18 protein-coding genes are annotated in these 20385 nt (G+C 71.6%); 7 read left to right on the forward strand and 11 right to left on the reverse strand.

Annotation, left to right across the window (positions count from 1 at the left end; translation table 11 throughout):
• Positions 1 to 116: 116 nt before the first annotated feature.
• The 4 genes from ACFY1L_RS45615 to ACFY1L_RS45630 are packed head-to-tail and all read right to left on the reverse strand — an operon-like array spanning position 117 to position 5074.
• Positions 117 to 1460: an AAA domain-containing protein gene (locus ACFY1L_RS45615; protein WP_388839278.1), complete on the reverse strand. Its 1344-nt coding sequence runs from the start codon at positions 1458 to 1460 to the stop codon at positions 117 to 119.
• Positions 1457 to 3058: a hypothetical protein gene (locus ACFY1L_RS45620; RefSeq protein WP_388839281.1), complete on the reverse strand. Its 1602-nt coding sequence runs from the start codon at positions 3056 to 3058 to the stop codon at positions 1457 to 1459. Before ACFY1L_RS45620 ends, ACFY1L_RS45615 begins: the two co-directional genes overlap by 4 nt.
• Positions 3049 to 4179 carry a hypothetical protein gene (locus tag ACFY1L_RS45625; protein WP_388839284.1) on the reverse strand — a complete coding sequence of 377 codons (1131 nt, stop codon included), beginning with the start codon at positions 4177 to 4179 and terminating at the stop codon, positions 3049 to 3051. The genes ACFY1L_RS45620 and ACFY1L_RS45625 overlap by 10 nt, the downstream gene beginning before the upstream one ends.
• Positions 4130 to 5074: a phosphatase PAP2 family protein gene (locus ACFY1L_RS45630; protein WP_388839287.1), complete on the reverse strand. Its 945-nt coding sequence runs from the start codon at positions 5072 to 5074 to the stop codon at positions 4130 to 4132. Before ACFY1L_RS45630 ends, ACFY1L_RS45625 begins: the two co-directional genes overlap by 50 nt.
• Before the next feature lie 195 nt (positions 5075 to 5269).
• Between ACFY1L_RS45630 and ACFY1L_RS45635 the strand changes: the two genes are divergently transcribed.
• The gene (locus ACFY1L_RS45635; RefSeq protein WP_388839289.1) at positions 5270 to 5863 is read left to right on the forward strand and encodes a histidine phosphatase family protein; all 594 of its coding nucleotides are present in this window, start codon (positions 5270 to 5272) and stop codon (positions 5861 to 5863) included.
• A 36-nt stretch (positions 5864 to 5899) separates the two neighbouring features.
• Here ACFY1L_RS45635 and ACFY1L_RS45640 read toward each other — a convergent pair whose 3' ends face one another.
• On the reverse strand, positions 5900 to 7387 hold the full coding sequence (locus ACFY1L_RS45640) for a hypothetical protein (protein WP_388839292.1): 1488 nt from the start codon (positions 7385 to 7387) through the stop codon (positions 5900 to 5902).
• Between the two features lie 272 nt (positions 7388 to 7659).
• Here ACFY1L_RS45640 and ACFY1L_RS45645 point away from each other — a divergent pair, with 272 nt between their 5' ends.
• Positions 7660 to 8112: a hypothetical protein gene (locus tag ACFY1L_RS45645; protein WP_388839295.1), complete on the forward strand. Its 453-nt coding sequence runs from the start codon at positions 7660 to 7662 to the stop codon at positions 8110 to 8112.
• Between the two features lie 61 nt (positions 8113 to 8173).
• Positions 8174 to 9043 carry a spermidine synthase gene (locus tag ACFY1L_RS45650; RefSeq protein WP_388839298.1) on the forward strand — a complete coding sequence of 290 codons (870 nt, stop codon included), beginning with the start codon at positions 8174 to 8176 and terminating at the stop codon, positions 9041 to 9043.
• A gap of 14 nt (positions 9044 to 9057) precedes the next feature.
• On the opposite strand, the gene ACFY1L_RS45655 is transcribed toward ACFY1L_RS45650, so the two are convergent.
• A complete protein-coding gene (locus ACFY1L_RS45655; protein ID WP_388839300.1) occupies positions 9058 to 9573 on the reverse strand; it encodes a hypothetical protein in 516 nt (171 codons plus the stop codon).
• A gap of 98 nt (positions 9574 to 9671) precedes the next feature.
• On the opposite strand from ACFY1L_RS45655, the gene ACFY1L_RS45660 reads away from it, so the two are divergent.
• The 3 genes from ACFY1L_RS45660 (at position 9672) to ACFY1L_RS45670 (ending at position 13373) form a co-directional block, all read left to right on the forward strand.
• On the forward strand, positions 9672 to 10379 hold the full coding sequence (locus ACFY1L_RS45660) for a response regulator transcription factor (RefSeq protein WP_388839303.1): 708 nt from the start codon (positions 9672 to 9674) through the stop codon (positions 10377 to 10379).
• The gene (locus ACFY1L_RS45665) at positions 10376 to 11752 is read left to right on the forward strand and encodes a sensor histidine kinase (protein ID WP_388839306.1); all 1377 of its coding nucleotides are present in this window, start codon (positions 10376 to 10378) and stop codon (positions 11750 to 11752) included. Before ACFY1L_RS45660 ends, ACFY1L_RS45665 begins: the two co-directional genes overlap by 4 nt.
• Positions 11753 to 11912: 160 nt before the next feature.
• Entirely contained in the window at positions 11913 to 13373 is a 1461-nt protein-coding gene (locus tag ACFY1L_RS45670) for a cellulose binding domain-containing protein (protein WP_388839309.1), read from the forward strand.
• Positions 13374 to 13558: 185 nt separating this feature from the next.
• On the opposite strand, the gene ACFY1L_RS45675 is transcribed toward ACFY1L_RS45670, so the two are convergent.
• From ACFY1L_RS45675 to ACFY1L_RS45690, 4 genes are all read right to left on the reverse strand, one after another.
• A complete protein-coding gene (locus ACFY1L_RS45675; protein ID WP_388839312.1) occupies positions 13559 to 14998 on the reverse strand; it encodes a GH1 family beta-glucosidase in 1440 nt (479 codons plus the stop codon).
• A 116-nt stretch (positions 14999 to 15114) separates the two neighbouring features.
• The gene (locus tag ACFY1L_RS45680; RefSeq protein ID WP_388839315.1) at positions 15115 to 16011 is read right to left on the reverse strand and encodes a carbohydrate ABC transporter permease; all 897 of its coding nucleotides are present in this window, start codon (positions 16009 to 16011) and stop codon (positions 15115 to 15117) included.
• Positions 16008 to 17036, reverse strand: coding sequence for a carbohydrate ABC transporter permease (locus ACFY1L_RS45685; protein ID WP_388839318.1), 1029 nt, complete (start codon positions 17034 to 17036; stop codon positions 16008 to 16010). The genes ACFY1L_RS45680 and ACFY1L_RS45685 overlap by 4 nt, the downstream gene beginning before the upstream one ends.
• Positions 17033 to 18355: an ABC transporter substrate-binding protein gene (locus ACFY1L_RS45690; RefSeq protein ID WP_388839321.1), complete on the reverse strand. Its 1323-nt coding sequence runs from the start codon at positions 18353 to 18355 to the stop codon at positions 17033 to 17035. The genes ACFY1L_RS45685 and ACFY1L_RS45690 overlap by 4 nt, the downstream gene beginning before the upstream one ends.
• A 357-nt stretch (positions 18356 to 18712) precedes the next feature.
• Here ACFY1L_RS45690 and ACFY1L_RS45695 point away from each other — a divergent pair, with 357 nt between their 5' ends.
• The gene (locus ACFY1L_RS45695) at positions 18713 to 19771 is read left to right on the forward strand and encodes a LacI family DNA-binding transcriptional regulator (protein ID WP_388839324.1); all 1059 of its coding nucleotides are present in this window, start codon (positions 18713 to 18715) and stop codon (positions 19769 to 19771) included.
• Here ACFY1L_RS45695 and ACFY1L_RS45700 read toward each other — a convergent pair whose 3' ends face one another.
• Positions 19772 to 20359 carry a TetR/AcrR family transcriptional regulator gene (locus ACFY1L_RS45700; RefSeq protein ID WP_388839327.1) on the reverse strand — a complete coding sequence of 196 codons (588 nt, stop codon included), beginning with the start codon at positions 20357 to 20359 and terminating at the stop codon, positions 19772 to 19774. It lies immediately after the preceding gene.
• Positions 20360 to 20385: the final 26 nt, after the last annotated feature.

Raw genomic sequence — 20385 nt, forward strand, 5'->3', positions numbered from 1 at the left:
CGTGCGTGGCCGGGCCACCGTCCATTGTCCCGCGTCCGCACAAGAGGGCCGAGTGCCTCCGGCGGTATCAAGCTGTGAGGGGCGCGCGATGTTCCCGGGAACGGGTGCGCCGACCGTCACGGTCTCCAGGTCACCCGGTGCTTCGCCAGGCGCGCGAGCACCGCATGGTTCGCCTCCCAGCCGTCCGGGAACTTGATCAGCGTGCCCAGCTGGACCGGCTCCGTCGACGGATAGTCGTCCAGCAGTTCGCTCACCCCCGCGCGGCAGACCACGATGCAGGCGTGCCGGTGGCGGGAGGCGAGGACGCACAGGCGGCCCGTTTCCAGGTGGAAGGCGGTGGCGTCGGGGCGGCCGGAGAGGGGGTGGAGGACGACCGTGACGTCGTACTCGCGGCCCTGCAGGCGGTTCGCCGTGTCGACGGTGACCTCCGTGACGCCCAGCTCCGCGAGCGCCGCCCGCACCGCCGCCGCCTGGTCGCGGTGGGCCGTGCCGACGGCGATCCGGTCGGGGGTCAGCGGTGCGGGCTCCTCGGGTGCGCGCTCCGACGTGGCCGCACCGCCCCGGTCCAGCAGCCGCCGTACGACCGTCGCCACCGCGCGCACCGCCTCGGGGTCGGTGCGCGGGGTGTGCCGGGCGGGCAGCTCCAGCAGGCCCCAGCCGGACTCCGCGGCCTCGTCGATCACCTGGTCGGGGCCGGAGCCGTCCGAGGGGACGGCGAAGGTCAGGCCGCGGTCGCCGTGGTCGGTGCCGCTGCGGAACGGGGTGTACGGGTAGAACGCGTCGGAGACCAGAGGCGCGGCGGACGCGGGGAGGCGCCAGGACACCGGCAGGCGGTGCTGCGGCAGCTCGGGGTTGTGGGCCAGCAGGGTGGTCACGGCGGAGGCCGAGGGGTCGTACGACAGGCCCGCCCACTGCTCGCTGCCGACGATGGAGAAGGGGTCGAGCTGGCCCGGATCGCCCACGAACAGTGCCCGCTCGAAGAGGCCGGCCACGGCCAGCAGCGAGTCCGAGCGCATCTGGTACGCCTCGTCGACGATCGCGTGCCGCCACGGCTCGTCGACCTTCACATGGGCCCACTTGGCGGCCGTCGAGATCACGACCGCGAGCCCGGTCAGCTCGCCCGCCTTCGCCGACTTGCGTACGTTCGGCAGGTCGTCGAGCGCCTTGTCGTACGGGTCGGAGTCGCTGCTGTGCAGCCGGCCGACCGGCAGCTGCGGGCTCTTCTCCGCGAGACGCAGGACCAGGTCGTCCACCTGGGCGTTCGTCTGGGCGACGATCATCAACGGGCGCCCTGCGTCGGTCAGTTCGAGCGCCGCGCGCACGACCAGCGTGGACTTGCCGGCGCCGGGCGGGGAGTCGACGACCACGCCGCGGTCGGTGCCGTGCAGGGTGTCGTGGAGGATGTCGGCGGTGGCGCGGGCGGCCTCGGCGCCGGGGTCGAAGGCGGCGTCGGGGGTCACAGGACGTCCTCCTGGGTCACGGGATCGGCGGCCTCCGCGGCGGCCTCACCGGGCGGGCCGCCGTGCGTCCACGGCGTCTCCTCCGGGTCGGGCAGCTTAGGGCCGCCCCGCTGCTCGTGCTCGAAGAGGGTGAAGCAGAGCCGGTCGCCCTTCTCGGGCACGGACCCGGCATCGGGCTCCTTGCCGCGGCCCATCTTGTCGAGGATGCGCAGCACCAGCAGGGCGTCCCCGTCGTCGAGGGACTCGTACCCGACGAACTCCGCCGTCTGCGGCTTGCCGCCCAGCGAGCGGTACGCCTTGGCCCGCTCGCCCAGGTGCGGCCGGTCGTCCGTACGGACGGTGACCAGCGGGCGGGGGCTGGGGCGCTTGCTCTCGCTGTACGCCATCACGACGTCCGTGACCTCACCCGCGAACGCCTCCCCGGACAGCCGCCGCCCCGCCATCACCAGCGGGTCGTCGAGCGCCTCCTGGGCTTCCAGGCGGGCCTGCTCACGCTCGCGCGAGGCGAGCTTGTTCGCGGCGGTGACGGCGTCGTCGCGGCGCGGCTGCGGGGGCTCGCCCGCGGTGACGCGGTCGCGGTGGGCGGTGAACGACCAGCGGTCACGCGTCCATCGCTCCTCGACGTGCGCGCCGACGGGCAGTGCCCGCAGCAGGTCCAGGCCGTCCCAGACCTTCTCCCAGGTGGGCAGGGTGCGGCTCAGCACCAGGTCGCGGATCTCGCGCTCGGCGGCGGTGAGTTCACCGAGCCGGTCGTCGGCCTCCAGACCGTCCTCGGCGGCTGCGAGGGCGGTACGCGCGCGGTCGTAGCGCTCGATGGCGGGGGCGAGGAGCTTGTTGTCGAACACCGGGTCGGTGGCCGGTCCGGCGGGCGGGCAGAGCAGCTGGTCCTTGGGGCCGCGGGCGAGTTCGGCCTGGAGCGCCGCCTCCGCGCCCGTGCTGCCCTCCGGCGGGGCGATCCAGGCGAGCAGGGCGCCCAGATGCTGGTCCTCCAGGGTGGACTGGCCGGTGGCCCAGTGCCGGGCCAGGACGTCCGTCGTCGCCAGCAGGAGCGAGGAGCCGGGGACCCGGGCGCGCTCGCCGAAGTGGGTCAGCCAACGGCCGAGCAGCGGGACGCGCGGGGGAGCGGGATGCGGGGTCTCCGGGTCCTGTTCCGCCGTACGCCTGAAGCGCATGGAGCGGCCGAGCAGCCGTACGAAGTCGATGCCGGCGCGGCTCGGGACGATCAACTGGGGCGCGTCCGCGCACAGTTCGACCTCGACCTTGACCCGCTTGCCGGTCTCGGGGTCGGTCTCGTTGCGCTCGGCGGCCTCCACGGCCTCGGCGTGCGAGTCGATGTACGGCAGGACGACGTCCGCCAGCTCGGCCAGGAACGCGAACCTCAGGTCGCGGTCGCGCGGCTGCGGTACGACGAGCAGGCGCGGCGCGTCCCGGTCGGTGCCGACGAGCGCGCCGAGCGGGGCTCCGGCCTCACCGGCGGTGGTGAGCGGCACGAAGACCAGCGGCCGCTCGGACAGGTGGCGGTGCCGGACCGTGGCGGCGGGCTGGGCGCGGCCGGTGCGGACGGCCTCGAGGCGGGCGAGGGTGGAGATCAGCGACACGGGGTGACCTCCTGGCCGAGGGCTTCCGCGCGAAGCTGCGCCGCTCTCCGCAGCGCCGCCACCGCGGGGTCGTCCGGGTCGCCGGTCTCGCCGCGGGACGCGGACAGGACGTCCTCGACGGTCGTCAGGCCGCCCAGCTCGGCGCGGACCGAGCGGCCCAGGGAGGTCACCGCGCCGGCCGCGCGCGAGCGGTCGCGGCAGTGGAAGGCCAGCTCGCAGGAGGACAGGCACTCGGGCGCGTACGTCGCCGGGACCGATTCCACGGCGGACGTCAGCTCGTCGGCGGACAGCTCCGGGGAGAAGCAGGTGCCCTCGGGGAGTGTGTCGGCGATGTCCTCGATGCGGGTGAGGCGGGCCAGCTGGCGGCGGGTGACCGCACGCTGCTTGCGGATGTCGACGGCCGAGGCGGTGGGGAGGTTGGAGAAGTCCTTCGGGCAGACGAGGAGGACCCGGTGCCGCACCTCGGGGGCCGGATCGAGGCGGGCGGCCACCTCCTCAAGCGCCAGCACGTAGACCGCCGCCTGGCGGGCCGCCGCGCCCACCTTCGCGGCATCCGCCGAACCGTCCAGCATCGGGAAGGACTTGATCTCCACGACCGTCCAGCTGCCGTCCGGGTGGACCACCACCGCGTCCGGCTCCAGGAACGCGGGGGAGCCCGCCACATCGAGGGCGAGCATCGGGTGGTCGAGGAGCGTCCAGGTGCCGGGGGTGTCGGAGGCCTCGCGGAGGGCCAGTGCCGTACGGGCCGTGCGCCCCTCGGGGCCGGACGCCGCGAGGTCGGGCACGCGCGCGTCGGCCGGCGGTTCCGCGTGCCGGTCCAGCTTCTCGTGCACCAGCCGCAGCAGCTCGGCGCCGCCGTCCGCCTTGACCTTCGCCTCGAACGCGTTGCCCCGCGTGAACGCGAACTGCGACTGCCCGAAGACCGACGGGGAGCCCAGAGAGCTCGCCAGTGTCGCCTTGTTCACCCCGGCGCCGTCGAGGATCGCGCGCCGCTTGCAGCCGGGGTTGGCGGCGAGGGCGGCCAGGGCGCGCGCGTCCAGCGCCTTGGCCGGTACGTCGGGACCGCGCAGCTCAGCGAGCCGCTGCCGCAGCGCCTTCCCCGGCGTCCGTGGAAGAGGCACCGGGCTCGGCTCCGGATTCGATCCGGGACTCGCGCTGCCGTGGAATTCGCTCACCCGCGGAAGTCTGGCATCCGGCACTGACAATTGAGGAACCCGCGACCTGAGAGGTGCCTGCGCCGAGGGGCAGCAGCTCCTTGATCCGGTCCGCGCCCTGTATGACGTACGGCGTCAGGAACAGCCCGACGCCCATCACGGCCGCGCCCGCGACCGCGTCGAGGAAGTAGTGGTTCGCGGTGCCCATGACCACGATGGTGGTCAGCAGCGGGTAGGCGACGGCGGCGACCTTCGTCGCAGGCGTCCTGCCGTACCGCCACAGCATGACGCCGCACCACAGCGCCCAGCCCACGTGCAGGCTCGGCATGGCCGCGTACTGGTTCGTCATGCCGCCGAGGCCACGCGGAGCGCTGGCCTCGCCGCCCCACCAGCCGTACGAGCTGTACTGGGCCATCGTGTCCACGAAGCCGTGGCCCGCCGACAGCAGACGGGGCGGGCAGGTCGGCAGCAGCGTGAAGCCGATCAGGCCGAAGAAGGTCGACGTCATCAGCCAGGTGCGGGCCGCGCGGTAGTGCACGGCGCGCGACCTGAACAGCCAGACCAGGATCGCGGGCGTGACCAGGTAGTGCAGCGACGCGTACCAGAAGTCGGCCGGGACGCCGAGCCAGGCCTCGCGCGTGAAGAGCCGGTTCAGCGGGTGCTCGGCGTTGAGGTGCAGGAACTTCTCGATGCGCAGGATGTCCAGGCCGTGGTCGACGGCACCGGAGGTGTTGCCGCGGGCGAGGAGCCGGCCGGCCGAGTAGCAGGCGTACACCAGCAGGATCAGCGGGAGCTCCGTCCACCAGCGCAGGCGCGTGCGCGGGGCTGCTGCCTCGATGCCTGGTGTCTCGGTCTGCGGCATCCGATCGCCTCCCCCTTCGTTCTCGCGCGACGTCCGGTGGTCCGGTCGTGCCACTTTACGGCGTATGTGAGCGCCGCCCTCGGGCGCCCCCGGCCCTCAAAGACGCGAGGATCGCCCACCGGGTTGCCCTCACACAGCGTGCGCGATGATGGAGGTGTTCCGCCTGTGGTTTCTTTCGAAAGGGTCCCTCTCCTCATGGCACCGCGCATCCTGCTGGCCCGGCACGGACAGACCGAGTGGTCGCTGTCCGGCAAGCACACCGGGAGGACCGACGTGCCGCTCCTGGAGGAGGGCCGGCGCGGGGCCAAGCTGCTCGGGGAGCGACTGCACCGGGCGCCGTTCGAGGGCTTGCCCGGGGTCGAGGTGCGCACCAGCCCGCTGGCACGCGCGCGTGAGACGTGCGAGCTCGCCGGGTTCGGGGAGCGCGCTGGCGTCTGGGACACGCTGATGGAATGGGACTACGGCGCCTACGAAGGCCTGACGCCGGACGACATCCAGGCTGTGCGGCCCGGCTGGCTCATTTGGCGCGACGGCGTCCCGGAAGGCGAGTCGCTGGCCGAGGTGACCGCGCGGGCCGACGAGGTGGTGGCGTGGGCGCGCGACGCGGACCGGGACGTGCTGGTCTTCGCGCACGGGCACATCCTGCGGTCGATCGGGGCGCGGTGGTTGGGGCTGCCGATCGATTTCGCGGCACGGATCAGGTTGAACCCGACGTCGCTCTCGGTGCTGGGGTGGGCGTACGGGGAGCCGGCGATCGAGAGCTGGAACGACCTGGGGCACCTGGTCTAGGACCCCTCTGCCCGGCGTTACGTACGCGCGCGTGCCTCAAGCCATGCGCGGCACTGAGGCGTGGCGTTCCAGGAAGTCCGAGACGCCCGACGCCCGGCGGTGCGGCAGGAGCACCCTCGCCGTTCCCGCCAGCATCGTCTGGATTCGGGACGACTGGACCTGGTCCAGCAGGTCCAGTACGCGCATGCCCGCCGCCGCGGCCTCGTCCGGGCGGCCGCCTCTGGCGAGGTCGTCCGCGAGTTCCGCCGTGTACAGGGCGATGTTGCGGGTGAAGTGCGGGTCCTGCAGATGGGCCGCACGGCGCGCGTGGCGGGCGGCGCGGGGCCAGTCGCCCAGCGTCGACCAGCACTGCGCCTCCAGGCCCTCCAGTTCGGCCTCCCCGTAGAAGCTCATCCACTCGGGGTCGGCCTCCGTGGTGCCCCGCTCGTAGAGGGCCTGCGCGCGGGCCAGCGCCTGTTCGCAGCCCGTGCGGTCGGCGAGCCCGGCCCAGCCGCCCGCCTCGCGCAGCGCGAGCAGCGACATCAGGCGGGGCGAGCCCAGTGGGCGCGCGACGCGTTGTGCGGCCTGCGCGGCCCGGACCGCCTCGCGCGGCCGCCCGGCGTCACGCGCGAGGAACGCCGTGTTGCAGAAGGCGTGCGCCTCCAGGGCGTCGTCCCCGGTCATCCGGGCGGTCGCGAGCGCCTCCGCATAGTGCGAGCGCGCGTCGTCGAACCGCCCCGAGTCGTGCGCCAGCCAGCCCACGGAGATGGCGAGTTCACCCGCGCCCGAGTGCAGCCGGTCGGCGGTCGTCTGCCGGGTCGCCCCGGCGTCCAGCAGCGCATAGGCGGCACGCAACGGTTCCGACGCGCGCCGGTAGAGCCCGTCCGCGCCGTGCCGGTCGTCGAGCAGCCGGATTCTGCGTACGGCCTCCTCGAGCGCGTACGCGTCGCCCGTCCCGGCGCGGCGCACGGGGCGTCCCGCCGCCGCGGCGTCGAAGGCGAGCCCGATCTGGCCCAGCGAGGCGGCGGCCACGGTGGCGCCCCCGCCGGTCATGAATGCGCGACGCAGCACGTCGCTCTCCTCGTAGTTCTCGGGGTGGTTCTCGTGACGCGCACGGCCGTCGTGATGCTCATGCGGGTCGTCGGGATCTTGCGGGTCGTACGGGTTCAGCGGGTTGTGCGGATGCTGAACGTTCTGCGTGTCATACGGCTCGTACGCCCCTCCCGTCTCACCGGAGGCGTGCGCCCGGCGTCCGCGGACGGACGAGCGGGGCGCGAAGCCCAGGTCGGTGAGCGTGCGGCCGGGGAACATGTGCAGGAACACCCGTTCGTACGCGTAGTTGGGGCAGCGGATCTCGCCCGCCTCGACCCGGCCGACGTAACGCGCGTCGCAGCTGACCCGCTCACCGATCTCGCGCGCGGCCCGCCGCACCGCCGCGGCGAACTCGGCCGGCGAGCGCTGGCCGCGCAACTGCCGGAAGACGAGGTTCGGCCGCGGTGGCCGGGTGGGCTGGGGCTGAGACGAGGTCACCCTTGACGACGTCATGGCCGGGTCCTCTCGTGCGAACCGTCGAACCATGCCGGAATCGGAGGGAGTTGTCCGTGTAGCACCCCGTGTCCGGCGGGCAAGAACGTACCTGCTGTGTCCGACCCGCCACGCTGTGTTTGGCTACAAACCGGATATCTCATCCAGGATCTGCCATGAACTGCCATCCTTTGCGGCGGACTTCCGCCGTAGCCGTTGACGCGGTGAAGCGTTTACCCCTGTGGACCGGGAGCCACCCGACTCCCGACCCGCTTCGTTCAAGGAGGGGTTCCGTGGTGGAGACCGGGATGGAGACGAGCCGGAGCGTCGTTCCTCGCACGCCGTCGACGACGGTGGGGCACGCACCGACCCCGGAGCACAGTGAGCCGCCCCTTCCCGCGGGCGCGTGCGACCTCGTCACCGTGCCGTCGCGGCAGGGACTGGAGGCGGTCGACATCCTGCGGCGCGGAGCCTGCGAGGCGGTCGGTCCCGTCCTGCACGACGACGGCGGCCGCACCCTCGGCTTCGTGGTACCGCCCGGCACGGCCGCCGCCTGGGACGTCCCCGGCAGCACCTGCACGGAGACCAACGGTCGCGGCCTCAGCCTGAACCCCCAGCCCCCCGTCGAGGGCTCCGACTGGCTGCTCCCGCCCGGCGAGGCCGACCTCGCCACCGACCCGTCGGTCCTGCGCGCCGCACTGGGCGAGGCGGCGCGGATCATCGCGGCGGCCGACAACTGCAGGTGACGCCCGGAACCGGGCGGACCCTGCGCAGGCGTGGCCCCACGCGGCTGCCGATAATGGCCCAATGGGGAAGTCCAGGAACGCCCGGCGGGCGAGCGGGGCCGTCGAGGCCGTCGTCGAGCCCGTCGACGGCGGGCTCGCCGAGCTGATACCCGACCGGGACCGGTCGCGGGCCTGGACGCTGCTGATCGACGGGGCGCCGCAGTCGTACGTCGATCTCGACGACCCCGCCCACCTCTCCTTCGAGTACCAGCGCCGGCTCGGGCACGTCATCGACCTCGTCGCACCGGCCGGGAAACCGGTCCATGCCGTGCACCTCGGCGGCGGTGCCTTCACCCTCGCCCGCTATGTCGCCGCCACCCGCCCCCGCTCCACCCAGCAGGTCGTCGAGCGCGACGCGGCGCTGGTCCAACTGGTGCGCCGGGAGCTGCCGTTGGAGGCGAACGCCCGGATCCGGGTGCGTGCCCTCGACGCCCGCGAAGGGCTGGCCAAGGTGCACGACGGCTGGGCCGACCTGATCATCGCCGACGTCTTCAGCGGCGCCCGCACCCCCGCCCACCTCACCTCCACCGAGTTCCTCGACGAGGTCCGCCGGGCCCTGAAGCCGGGCGGCTGCTACGCCGCCAACCTCGCCGACGGCCCGCCGCTCGCCCACCTCCGCGGCCAGATCGCCACCGCGGCCGCCCGCTTCCCCGAACTCGCCCTGGTCGCCGACCCGACCGTGCTGCGCGGCAAACGCTTCGGCAACGCGGTCCTGGTCGCCTCCGACACCCCGCTGCCGATCGCGGAACTCACCCGCCGCGCCGCCTCCGACCCGCACCCCGGCCGCGTCGAACACGGCCGCTCCCTTGTGGACTTCACCGGCGGGGCGCAGCCGGTGACGGACGAGGCGGCGGTCGCCTCACCGGCGCCGCCGCCCTCGGTGTTCCGCTAGCGGAGAGCCCCGAACTAGTAGTTCCCGATCTCCACATGCGGCGGACCGTCGTGCCAGGTGCAGATCACCGACACCTTGTCCGTACCCGAGGTGAACTCCACGCGGATCCAGGTGTCCGTCTTCCACGTCTGCATCGACCAGCCGGTGGCCGGGATCGCCATCACGAGCGACGCCGAAGTCCTGCCCAGGTCGAAGACGGCGCGCCCGCCGTCGGTGTCGTAGCTCTTGACCTGGCCGGATGCGGAGGGGGAGGTGGACGGGGTGGGGCTCTTCGACGGGGTCCTCGACGGGGTGGGGGTGGGCGTCGGGGACGGCTTGACCGACGCGGTCTCCGACGGGGAGGGCCGTGCGGTCGACGACGCCAGCGGCTTCGACTCCTGCGTGGTCGCGTCCGCCGCCGTGATCGGCAGGGCGCGGGGCGGGTCGTAGGCCGTGCCCGCCATCACCGTGTGGACGCCCCACCACGACAGCGTGACCGCCGCGCCCGTGGCGAGCGACCAAGCCAGTACGTGTACGAGTCCTCTGCGCATCGCGGGCCATACTGCCTCACGCGTCCCACGAGCCGCACACGGTCGGAGTTATCCACAGGCTCCGATGAGGGCCGCCCGCAGGGGGTACGGTGCCGCGCATGGCAAGTGTGCTCGTGGTCGAGGACGACCAGTTCGTACGCTCGGCGCTGATCCGGCACCTGACCGATGCCGCGCACACCGTGCGCAGTGTCGGGACGGCGCTGGAGGCGCTGCGCGAGGTCGCCCATTTCCGTTTCGACGTGGTGATCCTGGACCTCGGTCTGCCCGATCTGGACGGGTCCGAGGCCCTGAAGATGCTGCGCGGGATCACCGACGTCCCTGTGATCATCGCCACCGCGCGGGACGACGAGACGGAGATCGTCCAGCTGCTGAACGCCGGCGCGGACGACTACCTGACCAAGCCGTTCTCGGTCGAGCACCTGTCGGCGAGGATGGCGGCGGTGCTGCGCCGGGCCCGTACCGCTCCCGGTGACGCCCCGCCCTCCAGCGTCATCCGCGTCGGCGGCCTCACCGTCGACCCGCTGCGCCGTCAGGCCGAGCTGGACGGCGTGCGGCTCGACCTCACCCGCCGCGAGTTCGACCTGCTCGCCTTCCTCGCCGGCCGGCCCGGCGTCGTCGTACCGCGCAAGGAACTCCTTGCAGAGGTGTGGCAGCAGTCGTATGGCGACGACCAGACCATCGACGTCCATCTCTCCTGGCTGCGGCGGAAGTTGGGCGAGACGGCGGCGCAGCCACGCTATCTGCACACCCTGCGGGGCGTCGGTGTGAAGCTGGAGCCACCCGGTGGATCGGAGCCGCCGCGATGAGATGGGCACTGGTCAAGGTCTGTCTGGCGGTCACCGCCATGGTCGTGGTCGCCTTCGCGGTGCCGCTCGGGCTCGTCATCAAGGAGATGGCCCGGGACCGCGCGTTCTCCAACGCCGAGCGGGAGGCCGCGGCGGTCGCGCCCGCGCTGTCCATCACCACCGAGCGCGACCAGCTGGAGCGGGTCGTCGCCTCGGCGGGCTCGGACTCCGGGATGGCCGTGCACATACCGGCGGCCGGCGACCAGGCGGCCCTCGACATCGGCCGGCAGCGCGCCGCCGACGGCGACATCGCGACCGTGCGCAAGCTGGGCCGCGCCTCCACCACCGAGGTCTCCGGCGGCTCCACGCTGCTCTCCCCGGTCGCGCTGAGCTCCGGTGAGATAGCGGTCGTCGAGGTGTACGTCCCCGAGGCCGAGGTCAGCAACGGCGTGAGTACGGCGTGGGCGGTGCTGGCCGGTGTGGGTGTCGCACTGATCGTCGGCTCCGTCGCGGTGGCCGACCGGCTGGGTGTGCGGATGGTGCAGCCCGCCCAGCGGCTGGTCGAGGCTGCGCACGAGCTGGGGGAGGGGAAGCTGGGGTCGCGGGTCCCGGAGGAAGGGCCGACCGAACTGCGGCTGGCCGCGGTCGCGTTCAACTCCATGGCCGACCAGGTCGTGCAACTCCTCGCCAATGAGCGGGAGTTGGCGGCGGATCTGTCCCACCGGCTGCGGACGCCGCTGACCGTGCTGCGGCTCAACGCGGCCTCACTCGGGGACGGGCCCGCCGCCGAGCAGACCCGGGCCGCGGTCGCCCAGCTGGAGCGCGAGGTCGACACCATCATCCGCACGGCCCGGGACGCCAAGCCGCAGACCGCGGCGGCCGGGCCCGGTGCCGGGTGCGACGCGGCCGAGGTCGTCCGGGAGCGGATGGGGTTCTGGTCGGCGCTCGCGGAGGACGAGGGCCGCAAGTGGCGGGTGGCCGGCGCCGACCGGCCGGTGCGGATACCCGTGGCCCGGGCCGACCTCGCGGCCGCACTGGACGCCCTGCTCGGCAACGTCTTCCGGCACACCGCCGAGGGCACGGCCTTCGCGGTCGACCTGCACAACGGCGAGGACGCGGTGATCGTCCTCGTGTCCGACGCGGGCCCGGGCATAACCGACCCCGAGGCGGCGATGGCGCGCGGGCGCGGGTCGGGCAGCGACGGCTCGACCGGGCTCGGCCTGGACATCGTGCGGCGGCTCGCGGAGGCGACCGGCGGTGACGTCCGGATCGGCTCGTCGGTCCTCGGCGGCACCGAGGTGCGGATCTGGATCCAGCTGGACGGGCGGGTACGGACGCCGGGCGGGCGGGGGCATCGATCGGTGCGGCGCCGTAGGCGGGCGGTCGCGAAGTGACCGTGGGTGGCAAATTGGTCTCTACCTTTAACCGTCCCCGATCCCTTCCTTAAGCGCACCCTAAGATCCCCAACCCCCGTCCGGATCAGGCGCTTTGCCCGATTCCGGATCGCTAGCGTGCTGCCGCACCCGACCCCCGAAAAGTGAAGGCAGACACGTGATGAGCACGCACCGGCGCAAGGTGAGCGGTAGAAACAAGGTGATCGGCGGGGCGGTCGCCGCGGCCGTGATCGGTGGCGGTGCGATTCTGCTCACCGGCACCGCGCAGGCGGCCGGCATCGGCGCCGCGTACACCAAGACCAGCGACTGGTCGACGGGTTACACCGCGCAGTACGTCGTCACGAACAACAGCGGGGGGACGGAGAAGACCTGGAAGCTGGAGTTCGACCTGCCCTCCGGCTCGAAGCTCAGCTCGCTGTGGAACGCGGAGTCCAGCGTCAGCGGGCAGCACGTCACCGTGACGCCGGCCAAGTGGGACACCGACGGCCTCGCGCCCGGCAAGTCCGTCACCGTCGGCTTCGTCGTCAACGGCAGCGCCGATCCGAAGAGTTGTCTCATCGACGGCGCCAAGTGTTCCGCGGACGACGGCCCGACGCCGGAGCCGAGCGGCCGCCCGACGCAGTCCGCGACGCCGACGCCGACCTCCACTCCCACGGCCACGCCGACGAAGACCGCGACCCCCACCCCGACGCCGACCCCGTCCCAGAGCTCCGGCACCGGCACCACCGCGAGCGCCGGCTTCGCCCCCTACGTCGACACCTCGCTCTACCCGGCCTTCGACCTGCTCGCGAGCGCCGAGGCGACCGGCGTGAAGAACTACAACCTCGCCTTCATCACCGACGGCGGCGGCTGCACACCCAAGTGGGGTGGGGTGAGCGACCTCGGCAGCGACGGCGTGGCCTCGCAGATCGGCGCGCTGCGCGCCAAGGGCGGCGACGTCCGCGTCTCCTTCGGCGGCGCGTCCGGCTCCGAGCTGGCGACGACATGCTCCTCGGCGGACGCGCTGGCTACGGCGTACGGCAAGGTCGTGGACGCGTACAAGCTGACCAAGGTCGACTTCGACGTGGAGGGCGGCGCGCTGCCCAACACGGCGGCGAACACCCGGCGGGCGCAGGCGATAGCGAAGCTCCAGGCCCAGCATCCCGACCTGGACGTCTCGTACACCCTCCCGGTCATGCCCGAGGGCCTCACCCAGGACGGCGTGAACCTCCTGTCCAACGCCAAGTCCAACGGCGTGAAGATCGACAGTGTCAACATCATGGCGATGGACTACGGCGCCTCGTACAGCGGCGACATGGGCACGTACGCCGAGCAGGCCGCCACCGCCACGCAGGCCCAGGTCAAGAGCGTGCTCGGCCTCTCGGACTCCGCTGCCTGGAAGGCGGTGGCGGTCACCCCGATGATCGGCGTCAACGACGTCTCGTCCGAGATCTTCAAGGTCGACGACGCCACCCAGCTGGTGAACTTCGCCAAGTCCAAGGGCCTGGGCTGGCTGTCCATGTGGTCCGCCACCCGCGACAAGCAGTGCGACGGCGGCACCAAGCCCACCGCCGACGCGACCTGCAGCTCGATCACCCAGGACAAGTTCGCCTTCTCGAAGGCGTTCGGCACCTTCAACTGACCACTGCGCAACGGGGGTCGACGCGCCCCGGCCGGTCTTCCCCCCATCCGGCCGGGGCGCGCACCGCTGTTCAGAAGGAGCCCGGCGGTCAGGCTCGGTCGCCCCGCCGCGTTGCCATGGGTGAAGAACCGGGGTGCGGCGCCCCCCTCGGCCGCCGCACCCCGCCCCCCGCTCCTGGGCCCCCGTCAGTCGGCCTCCACCGAGGGCAAGGTCCCCGTCCGCGCCGCCTGCCCGTACCAGAGGGCGCTCGACTTCGGCGTACGCGCGAGGGTCGCGTAGTCGACGTACACCGCGCCGAAGCGCTTCTCGTAGCCGTACGCCCACTCGAAGTTGTCCAGCAGGGACCACAGGTAGTAGCCGCGGACGTCCGCGCCGTCGGTGATCGCACGGCGCACCGCCGAGAGGTGGCCGTGCAGATAGGCGGTGCGCTCCGGGTCGTGGACCCTGCCGTCGGGGTCGGGCTTGTCGTCGTAGGCCGCGCCGTTCTCGGTGATGTAGAGCGGCAGGCCCGGGGCCTCCCTCGTGTAACGCATGATCAGCTCGTGCAGGCCCGTCGGGTCGATCGTCCAGCCCATCTCCGTGCGCTCGCCCGGCGTCTGGTGGAAGGCGACGTCGTCCGCGCCCGGCCACGGGGAGTGGTCGCTCGCGCCGTGGCCGTCGGCGCGCGGACCGCTCGCGTCCGGGTCGGTCGTCGAAACCAGCGTCGGTGTGTAGTAGTTGAGGCCCAGCGCGTCCAGCGGCTGGTGGATCGCGCGCAGGTCGCCGTCGAGGACGTAGGACCAGTCGGTGATCAGCTCGGTCGCCGCGAACAGCGACTCCGGGTACGCCCCGTGCAGGATCGGGCCGTGGAAGACTCCGTTGGCCAGGTCGTCGATCTTCCGCACCGCCGCCAGGTCCGCCGGGTCCTGCGGCGAAAGCGGCCTGACCACCGAGGAGTTGAGGCTGAGCGCGAGCGAGTTGCGGGCCGGCATGACCGAGCGGAGGGCCGAAGCGCCCAGCCCGTGCGCCAGGTTCAGATGGTGGGCGGCCCGCAGCGAGGCCTCGGGGTCCGTCCGGCCCGGCGCGTGCACCCCGGAGCCGTAGCCCAGGAAGGCGCTGCACCACGGCTCGTTGAGCGTGATCCACTGCTCCACCCGGTCGCCCAGCGCCTCGCCCACGATCTGCGCGTACTCGGCGAACCGGTACGCCGTGTCCCGCTCCGGCCAGCCGCCCGCGTCCTCCAGCTCCTGCGGCAGATCCCAGTGGTAGAGCGTGACGGCCGGCTTGATGCCGTGCTCGAGCAGCTCGTCCACCAGCCGCCGGTAGAAGTCCAGGCCCACCTGTACCGCCGGGCCCCGGCCGGTGGGCTGCACCCGCGACCAGGAGATCGAGAAGCGGTACGCGGACAGGCCCAACTCGGCCATCAGCGCCACGTCTTCGCGGTAGCGGTGGTAGTGGTCGACAGCGATGTCACCGTGCTCGCCACCGGCGGTCTTGCCCGGCGTATGACTGAAGGTGTCCCAGATGGAGGGCGTACGGCCGCCCTCCCGCACCGCCCCCTCGATCTGGTACGCGGACGTCGCGGCGCCCCAGAGGAAGGAGGGGGGAAAGGTCACCGTGGTCGCCGGGTGTGCGGACTCAGACATGGAAGCGCTCCCATAAGAGGTCGTTCAGACCGAAGAGTTGGAGGGGGGAGGAGGGGGCCGAGGCGGCGCTGACCCGGCCCCGAAGGGACGTACGGCAAAAGCGATATGACGAACCGTCAGCCCTTGATCGCACCCTGCATGATGCCGCCCACGATCTGCTTGCCGAACAGGATGAACGCGATCAGCAGCGGCAGCGTGCCCAGCAGCGCGCCCGCCATGATCACGGCCTGGTCGGGGACGTAGCCGGTGCCGAGGGAGTTGAGGGCGACCTGCACGGTCGGGTTCTGCTGGTTGAGGGCGATGATCGGCCACAGGAAGTCGTTCCAGGCGAACACGAAGGTCAGCAGGCCCAGGACGGCCATCGCGGGTCGTGCGGCCGGGAAGACCACGTGCCACACGACGCGCAGGCTGCTCGCGCCGTCCACTCTCGCCGCCTCGATCAGCTCGGTCGGCAGCGCCTGCACCAGGTACTGCCGCATGAAGAACGTGCCGAAGGCCGTCACCAGGGTCGGGAGGATCACCGTCTGCAGCTGGTTCGACCAGCCCAGGTCCGCCATCCACAGGTACAGCGGTACGACGGCCAGCTGCGGCGGGATCATCATCGTGCCGATGGTCAGGAGCAGCAGCACGCTCGAGAACCGGAACCGCAGCTTGGCGAAGGCGAACCCGGCGAGCGTGGAGAAGACCACCGTACTGACGGTGATGGTGCCCGCGACGAGCACGCTGTTGAACATCGCGGTGCCCAGGCCCGCCTGGTCCCACGCGGACTGCATGTTCTTGAACAGGTTCCCGCCGAACCACAGCGGCGGCGGCGTCTCGGCCAGCCTCCGGTCGGTGCGCGAGGCCGCGATCGCCGTCCACACCAGCGGCGCCAGCGAGATCAGCGCGAAGACGGTCAGGACGATGTACGTCACCGGGCCGGCGTGCAGCTGCTTGCCCGCGCCCATCACCCGGCGGCCCCGGTCCTTCTTCGGCTTCTGGACCTGAGGCAAGGTCAGTTCACTGGTGGTCATTGGGACTTCCTCAGGCGTCGGGTGAACAGCAGATTGATCACGGCGACGATCAGCAGGATCAGGAACATCGACCAGGCGATCGCGGACGCCTTGCCGAGGTTGCCGATGATCCAGCCCTGGTCGTACATGTACAGACCGAGCGTCTGGTACTGGTGCTCGGAGCCGCCCTTGGACCCGCTGACCCCGCCGAACAGCAGGGGCTCACCGAAGAGCTGGGTCGCACCGATGGTCGACACCACAACGGTGAACAGGATCGTCGGGCGCAGCTGCGGGATGGTGACGTGCCGGAACTGCTGCCAGCGGTTGGCGCCGTCGATCGCCGCCGACTCGTACAGGTCGGTCGGGATCGCCTGCATCGCCGCCAGATAGATCAGCGCGTTGTAGCCGGTCCACCGCCAGATCACGATCGACGACACCGCGAACTGCGAACCCCAGTCGGACTCACGCCAGTTGATCGGATCGATCCCGACGAAGTGCAGCAGCCAGTTGATCATGCCGCCGTCCCACGAGTACAGCAGCGTGAAGACGAGGGTCGCCGCCGCCACCGAGGTGGCGTACGGGGTCAGCATCACGACCCGCCACACGGTCGAGCCGCGCAGCCGGTAGTTGAGCAGGTGCGCAAGTCCGATCGCCGCCATCAGCTGGGGCACGGTCGAGATCACACCGATGGTGAAGGTGTTCTTGAGGGCGTTCCAGAAGAAGTCCGAGCTGAGCAGGTTCTTGTAGTTGTCCAGGCCCGCCCAGGTCTGGGTGTCCAGCGAGGACAACTGCACGTTGTGCAGCGAGTACCACGCCGTGTACAGCAGCGGGACCAGCGAGAAGGCCCCGAAGATGATGAAGAAGGGGGCGATGAACGCGTACGGGGACGCCTTCATGTCCCAGCGGTACAGCCGGCTGCGCCACGAGTCGGGACCCGGGGGCGGTGTACCGCGACCGTGAGCGCCCCGGGCCGCGCCCGGCGGGGTGCCGGGCGCGGCCTCGGCGCTCGACGCGGGATGCGCGAGTGCCTGCTTGGAGCTGCTCACTGGCCGAGCACGTCCTTGATCTCCTTGGACGCGGCGTCCCAGCCCTGGTCGGGGGTCTTGCCCTTCTGCTCGACCTGGAGGATGCCGACGTCGGTGATCGCGGTGTTGATCGGCTGGTCCTTGATGCCGAAGTACTGGACCGGGATGGTCTTCGCCGAGTCGGAGAAGATCTGCGTGATCGGCGCGTTGTCGAAGTACGCCGTGGTGTCGGCGGCCGGCTTCAGGGTCGAGTACGCCGACGGGGTCGACGGGAAGCTGGCCTGCTTGGCGAAGACCTTCGCCTGCTGCTCGGGCGCGGTCAGCCACTTCGCCAGGGCGACGGCCTCCTTCTGGTGCTTGCTCGCCGTCGGCACGCCGAGGAAGGAGCCGCCCCAGTTGGACGCGGTCGGCGCGGCGGCGACGTCCCAGTTGCCCTTGCCCGAGTCACCGGACTTCTGCTCGATGTAGCCGATCATCCAGGCCGGGCAGGCCACCGTGGCGAAGGTGGCGTTGGCGTAGCCCTGGTCCCACGGCTTGTCGAACTGCTTCAGCTTGGCCGACATGTTGCCGGTCGCCACCGACATCGCGACGTCCCAGGCCTTCTTCACGCCGTCGGACTTGTCCCAGATGACGTTGCCGTCCTTGTCGTAGTACCGCTCGCTCCCGCCACCGAGAGCGGCGTTGTAGACGGAGGAGGCCGAGTCCACGAACTTGGTGCCCTTCGGCGCCTTCTTCATGTACTCCTTGCCGACGTCGACGTACTTCGCCCAGTCGCCCTTCCACTGCGCGGCGAGCTTGGTGCGGTCCGTCTCCAGGCCGGCCTTCTTGAAGAGGTCCTTGCGGTAACAGATCGCCATCGGGCCGACGTCGGTGCCGAGCCCGATCAGCTTGCCGTCCTTGGTGGTGGCCTGGGCGTTCTTCCAGTTCAGCCACTGGGACTTGTCGACGTCCTTGCCGAGGTCGACGAACTTGGCGCCCTGCGTCTGCACGGCCTCGGTGACGTTGCCGACCTCGATCGCCTGGATGTCGTCGGTGCCGGAACCGGCCTGCAGACGGGTGAGGACCTTCGGCCAGTAGACGTCGGTGCGGGTGGTGACGTTCTCCTTGATGCTGATGTCCGGGTGCAGCTTCATGTACTCGTCGTAGAGGCCGGCCTGCTTGTAACCGAACACACCGAAGGTGCCGACGGTCAGCGTGGTCTTGCCCTTGGCGTTGCCGCCGCTGTCGTTCGACGAGTTGTCGTCCGAGTCCTTGGAGCAGCCGGCCAGCAGCCCCGTGGTCAGCGCGGCCACGGCCGCGAGGGCCATAAGCCTGCGGGACCGTCGGGTACTCGTGCCCATTTGCGTCCTCCTGTTGCCTGACGTGCCGACCCCCCGGCCAACTGCATTGGTTGGGCCCGTTCGTACTCGCTGCGGCTCGGGCGGGGAACGTGCGGGATGTGTATGTGTCAGGTACTGTGGGAGCGCTCCCACAAGTGATGTGTTGAAGAGTCGTCGGTTCGGGCGGGGGTGTCAAGGGAGCGGACGCGGAGTTATGCGTTCAGTTATCGGGACGTTAACTGGAATCCGAGAGTCCGTGATCCGGTCTCCTGAAGGGGGCCGGGCGGCATGGGGCGGTGGCTCCCGCCGTGCCGGTCGTCGCAGCCGGCAGGACTGTTAGATTCCAGGCCAACGTAGGTGCATGGGAGGGCGGAGCCAATGGCAACAAGCCACGGAGCGCGCGGCCGAAGCGGTGGCCGGCCCACCCTCGAAGAGGTCGCCGCCCGCGCCGGCGTGGGCCGCGGCACGGTCTCCCGGGTGATCAACGGCTCGCCCCGGGTCAGCGACGCGACCCGCGCGGCGGTCGAGGCGGCGGTCGCGGAGCTCGGCTACGTCCCCAACACGGCGGCCCGGGCCCTCGCGGCGAACCGCACGGACGCGATCGCCCTGGTCGTCCCCGAGCCGGAGACCCGCTTCTTCGCGGAGCCGTACTTCTCGGACATGCTCAAGGGCGTGGGGGCCGAACTCTCCGACACGGAGATGCAGTTGCTGCTGATCTTCGCGGGCGGCGACCGCGAGCGCCGCCGCCTGGCCCAGTACCTGGCCGCGCACCGGGTGGACGGTGTCCTGCTGGTCTCGGTCCATGCGGACGACCCCCTCCCGGACCTGCTGGCCCAACTGGAGATCCCGGCGGTGATCAGCGGCCCCCGCTCGGCCGCCGAGACCCTGACCTCGGTGGACTCCGACAACTACGGCGGCGGCCGCTCGGCGGTGGAGCACCTGCTGACCCGGGGCCGCCGCAAGATAGCCCACATCACCGGCCGCCTCGACGTGTACGGTGCCCAGCGCCGCGTCGACGGCTACCGTGACGCCCTGAGCGACGCCGGCCACGAGGCCGACGAACGCCTCATCGAACCGGGCGACTTCACCGAGGAGGGCGGCCGCCGGGCGATGACGAACCTGCTCGCCCGCCACCCCGACCTGGACGCGGTCTTCGCCGGCTCGGACGTGATGGCGGCCGGCGCCCGCCAGGTCCTGCGCGAGGAGGGCCGCCGCATCCCCGACGACGTGGCCCTCGTCGGCTACGACGACTCGGCCATAGCCCGCCACATGGACCCACCCCTCACCAGCGTCCGCCAGCCCATCGAGGAGATGGGCCGCCGCATGATCGACCTCCTCCTGGAGGAAATCGCCGACCGCAGGCCTGCGGTGTCGCGGGGGTTGGAGCGGCGGCAGGTGGTACTGGCGACGGAACTGGTGACGCGGACGTCTTCCTGATCACTGCTGTGGCTGTACGGCGTCCCAGCCCGTCTCCAGCAGATCGAACGCCGCGTTGACCGTGCCCACCGGGTCGGACGAGGCGCTGCCCAGGCTGCGGGCCTCCAGGGCGAAGTGGGCCAGGGCCGTGCATCGGGGGTCGTCCGCGCCGGTGCCGGTCTCGGCGGCGATGGCCTCGGCGAGGGCGTGTTCGTGGCGCATCCACATGCGGCGTTGGTAGTCGGTCAGTGCCGGGGTGCTGCGGACGAGCCCGATGAACTCGGTGATCTGCCCGTCGTGTTCGGGTGAGAAGAGCCGCGACTTCAGCACATGTGCCCGCAGTGCCTGCGGGATCGACGTACCCGGAACCCTGTCCCGCACCGCGGCCACCAGGGCCGCCTCCTGGTCGGCGTCCAGGTCGAAGACCAGCGCTTCCTTGCTCGGGAAGTGCTTGAACAGGGTCGTCGTGGAGACGTCCGCGGCCTCGGCGATGTCCCTGATGCTCACCTTGTCGTAGCCGTGCTCCAGGAACAGTTCCAGTGCCGCGTCGGCCAGCGCCTGCCGCGTGGCGGCCTTCTTGCGCTCGCGGCGCCCCATCGTCTCCGTCATGGCAGCAGCGTACCCCTTCGGTTGTC

It is taken from the genome of Streptomyces sp. NPDC001663 (assembly GCF_042893105.1).
GTDB lineage: Bacteria > Actinomycetota > Actinomycetes > Streptomycetales > Streptomycetaceae > Streptomyces.

Coding starts and splice junctions, on each gene's coding strand:
- ACFY1L_RS45630 (WP_388839287.1), bottom strand. CDS start 5,074: ATGCCGCAGACCGAGACACCAGGCATCGAGGCAGCAGCCCCGCGCACG.
- ACFY1L_RS45635 (WP_388839289.1), top strand. CDS start 5,270: ATGGCACCGCGCATCCTGCTGGCCCGGCACGGACAGACCGAGTGGTCG.
- ACFY1L_RS45640 (WP_388839292.1), bottom strand. CDS start 7,387: ATGACGTCGTCAAGGGTGACCTCGTCTCAGCCCCAGCCCACCCGGCCA.
- ACFY1L_RS45650 (WP_388839298.1), top strand. CDS start 8,174: ATGGGGAAGTCCAGGAACGCCCGGCGGGCGAGCGGGGCCGTCGAGGCC.
- ACFY1L_RS45655 (WP_388839300.1), bottom strand. CDS start 9,573: ATGCGCAGAGGACTCGTACACGTACTGGCTTGGTCGCTCGCCACGGGC.
- ACFY1L_RS45660 (WP_388839303.1), top strand. CDS start 9,672: ATGGCAAGTGTGCTCGTGGTCGAGGACGACCAGTTCGTACGCTCGGCG.
- ACFY1L_RS45665 (WP_388839306.1), top strand. CDS start 10,376: ATGAGATGGGCACTGGTCAAGGTCTGTCTGGCGGTCACCGCCATGGTC.
- ACFY1L_RS45670 (WP_388839309.1), top strand. CDS start 11,913: ATGAGCACGCACCGGCGCAAGGTGAGCGGTAGAAACAAGGTGATCGGC.
- ACFY1L_RS45675 (WP_388839312.1), bottom strand. CDS start 14,998: ATGTCTGAGTCCGCACACCCGGCGACCACGGTGACCTTTCCCCCCTCC.
- ACFY1L_RS45680 (WP_388839315.1), bottom strand. CDS start 16,011: ATGACCACCAGTGAACTGACCTTGCCTCAGGTCCAGAAGCCGAAGAAG.
- ACFY1L_RS45690 (WP_388839321.1), bottom strand. CDS start 18,355: ATGGGCACGAGTACCCGACGGTCCCGCAGGCTTATGGCCCTCGCGGCC.
- ACFY1L_RS45695 (WP_388839324.1), top strand. CDS start 18,713: ATGGCAACAAGCCACGGAGCGCGCGGCCGAAGCGGTGGCCGGCCCACC.
- ACFY1L_RS45700 (WP_388839327.1), bottom strand. CDS start 20,359: ATGACGGAGACGATGGGGCGCCGCGAGCGCAAGAAGGCCGCCACGCGG.